This window comes from bacterium (assembly GCA_040754625.1).
Classification (GTDB): Bacteria; JACRDZ01; JAQUKH01; order JAQUKH01; family JAQUKH01; genus JAQUKH01.
Map to the genome: position 1 here is coordinate 1 of JBFMCF010000053.1, position 3,381 is coordinate 3,381.

Annotated in this window: 4 protein-coding genes; all 4 read right to left on the reverse strand. The window is 38.8% G+C overall.

Going from position 1 to position 3,381, the window contains the following annotated elements; translation table 11 throughout:
• Positions 1-123 precede the first annotated feature (123 nt).
• The 4 genes from mtnA to proC are packed head-to-tail and all read right to left on the reverse strand — an operon-like array spanning position 124 to position 3,162.
• On the reverse strand, positions 124-1,167 hold the full coding sequence (mtnA, locus tag AB1498_04150; GenBank protein MEW6087473.1) for an S-methyl-5-thioribose-1-phosphate isomerase: 1,044 nt from the start codon (positions 1,165-1,167) through the stop codon (positions 124-126).
• 21 nt (positions 1,168-1,188) lie between these two features.
• A complete protein-coding gene (locus tag AB1498_04155; GenBank protein MEW6087474.1) occupies positions 1,189-2,010 on the reverse strand; it encodes a purine-nucleoside phosphorylase in 822 nt (273 codons plus the stop codon).
• 24 nt (positions 2,011-2,034) lie between these two features.
• Complete coding sequence (locus AB1498_04160) at positions 2,035-2,337, reverse strand: YggT family protein (protein ID MEW6087475.1); 303 nt, start codon at positions 2,335-2,337, stop codon at positions 2,035-2,037.
• 21 nt (positions 2,338-2,358) lie between these two features.
• Positions 2,359-3,162: a pyrroline-5-carboxylate reductase gene (gene proC / locus AB1498_04165; protein ID MEW6087476.1), complete on the reverse strand. Its 804-nt coding sequence runs from the start codon at positions 3,160-3,162 to the stop codon at positions 2,359-2,361.
• Positions 3,163-3,381: the final 219 nt, after the last annotated feature.

The window sequence follows — 3,381 nt, forward strand, 5'->3', positions numbered from 1 at the left end:
AAATTTACCCCGTTTCAAAACTTTCATTCCTTTCATACCTATTTTGACATTATCTGGTAATCAACATCGGTATTTTACTTATAAAGGGTTATGGGAGCTGAAAATAACTCCCCGACCCCTCAATTATTTAATAGTAGTGATCTGGCATATTGATTTTTTAAAGGGATGGTAAAGCACCCCTTTTTCCGTAATAATCGCGGAAATATACTTGTTTGGGGTAACATCAAATGCTGGATTAAAAGTATCAATTTTATCCGGTGATATTTGTTTTCCCATGATATGCGTTACTTCTTTTGAATTTCTTTCCTCAATGGGTATATGGGAACCATCCGGGATGGAAATATCAATTGTGGACATAGGTGCCGCAACATAGAAAGGTATTTTATGCTCCTTTGCCAATATCGCGATACTATATGTCCCAACCTTGTTTGCCGTATCCCCGTTGACCGCAATCCGGTCGGCCCCGACAATAACTTTGTTTATCATGCCTTTACTCATAAAATATCCCGCCATATTGTCGGTAATTAAGACATGCGGAATGCCTTCTTCTTTCAATTCCCACGCCGTAAGCCTTGCACCCTGTAAAAACGGCCTTGTTTCATCTACAAACACTTTTATCTTTTTGCCTTCATCGTGCGCTTTCCTTATAACCCCAAGCGCGGTTCCATATCCTGCCGTCGCCAGGGCGCCCGCATTGCAATGAGTAAGTATCGTATCATTATTTTTTATCAGGCCGGCTCCGAATAATCCTATTTTTTTATTGATTGCGATATCTTCTTCATATATCTTGATTGCTTCCTCAACTAATCCCTTTTTTAAAAAAGAAACTGGCTGCCCTGAATTTTTACTTATATAATCATTCATTCTTCTGACTGCCCAAAAAAGATTGACCGCGGTCGGCCTAGTACTTGCGATGACCCGCGAAATCTCTTTTATTTCTTCTAAAAATTTTTCTTTCTTTCCGGTTTTTATTTTCAACGCTCCCAGAGCGATTCCGAATGCGGCTGCCACACCAATAGCAGGCGCCCCGCGTATCTGCATTGATTTAATCGCAAATGCTACATCTTTATAATTCTTGCATTTTACATATATCTCTTTTAACGGAAGTTTCCTCTGGTCAATCAAACGGACAGAATCTCCCATCCACTCTATTGTTTTCACATGCATATATATTCCCTTCTTTTTAATTTACAGTTTCCCGATTACCTTGACGACAACTTTAGTGAGTTTCGGCTCAGACTCATTTGCAATTCTTATAATTTCATTAATATCAGCCGGTTTTAAATTATCAGGAAAACACTGGTCTGTTACAATTGAAAGACCGAGGATCTTAAATCCGCAGTGCACACCTACTATCACCTCAGGGACAGTGGACATCCCAACCACATCCGCGCCGATAAAACGTAAAAAACGGTATTCCGCCTTTGTTTCAAGACAGGGACCTGTAACACCTACATAAACACCGCGCTGTATTCTAATCTTTTCGTCGCGCGCTACTGCGTCGGCAAGCTCTATTAACCTTACATCATAAGGTTCAGACATATCCGGGAATCTTGGCCCAAGCCTTGGGTCATTCGGGCCTATCAGGGGATTATGCCCCATAAGGTTTATGTGGTCCGTAATAATCATAATGTCACCTGTCCGTAACTGCGGATTCATGCCTCCGCAGGCATTGGATATTATTAAATATTTTGCGCCTAAAGCTTTCATCACCCTGACAGGGAAGCTGACTTCAACAGATGAATATCCTTCATAGAGATGCAGCCTTCCCTGCATGGCAACAACGTTTTTATTGCCTATTTTTCCAAGGATTAATTCGCCGTCATGGCTTTCCACGGTAGAAAGCGGGAAATACGGAATGTCCCTGTAAGATATCACAGTCTTTTCCTTTATCTCGCGGCCCACCCCCCCTAATCCCGTCCCCAGGATAATGGCAATTTCCGGGTTTATCTGTTTTTTGGAAATAATGTAATTTTTTGCCTCTTCAACCTTAGTAAATAAGTCGCTCACGAGTTTCTCCTTTCTTTGAGAATATTAATGTTTTAATTTAAGGGCCAAATCAATTAAAGATTGAACTAAAAAAGATTTGATAAAATAAATTATCAAAAATACAATTAAAGGCGAAATATCTATCCCTGTATTCAAAATGGGAAGATTTCTTCTTATTGGCCTCAACACGGGTTCCGTAATCCTGTATAAAAATTGCACAATCGGGTTATACGGATCAGGATTTACCCATGAAAGTATCGCGCGCGCGATAATGACCCAGTAATAAAAAGTCAAAATAATATCGAGAATTTTAGCTGTTGCGTTAATAAAATTGCTAAGTATAAACATAGTTATTCTAATCTCCTGTAATTATCCGCTCAATTCTTTTGATCTTTGGCATGCTGATCCAACAGCTGAAATCAAAGCATGTTTAAAACCTTTTTTCTCCAAAACTGCTAAACCCGCCAGAGTTGTCCCTCCCGGTGAAGATACTGCCTTTCGCAACTCTTCCGGTGTTTTACCTGTTTTTAAAACCAGTTCAGCCGCGCCAAGGACTGTCTGGAAAACCAGAATTTCTGCAACCTGTTGTGATAAACCTGATTTTTTTCCCGCCTCAATCAAAGACTCCATCATATAAAAAACATAGGCGGGCCCGCTTCCCGACACTGCGGTAATGGCATCCATTAAATTCTCTTTTACTTTTACGACCTTCCCTACTGCCTGGAAAATCGTATCAGCAATATTCTCATCTTTTAACTTCGCAAATTTACCTCGCGCTATGGCAGACATTCCTTTTTTTACTAAAGCAGGAGTATTAGGCATAACCCGGATAACCGCCGCTTTCCCCACTGTATTTTCAATTCTTTCTGTTTTTATCCCTGCCGCGATAGAAATAACTAATTTGTCCTTCACGTTATGTTTAATTCCTTCCAGAACTTCGTTTATATTTTGCGGCTTTACCGCAAGGACAATTATATCTCCTTTATTAACCGCAGGTTTATTATTAGTTTCAACCTTTATTTTAAGTTTCTTCTTTATATAATCAAGCCTTTCATTCTTCACATCGGTGGCAGTAATGTTTCCTTTTCTAAAAAGCTTTGCGTCAAGGACGCCTTTTATCAGGGCCTCAGCCATATTCCCCGCACCGATAAAAACAATTCTCTTTTTCAGCATAAACTTTGCTCCTGTAAAAATATTGTAGATATTTTATACGAAATTTCATTATCAAGCAAGAAGAAAACCTGAAATATATTTTTTATATATTTTTTAAAGGACTATCCCCAAAAAATAGACATAGAAAACAGTAAGTAGTTGTGAAATAAGGAATAAATAAAAAAAGGAAGTGTAAAAGCATAATTTTTTATATTTTTCAAAAAAATGGGGATACTTTTT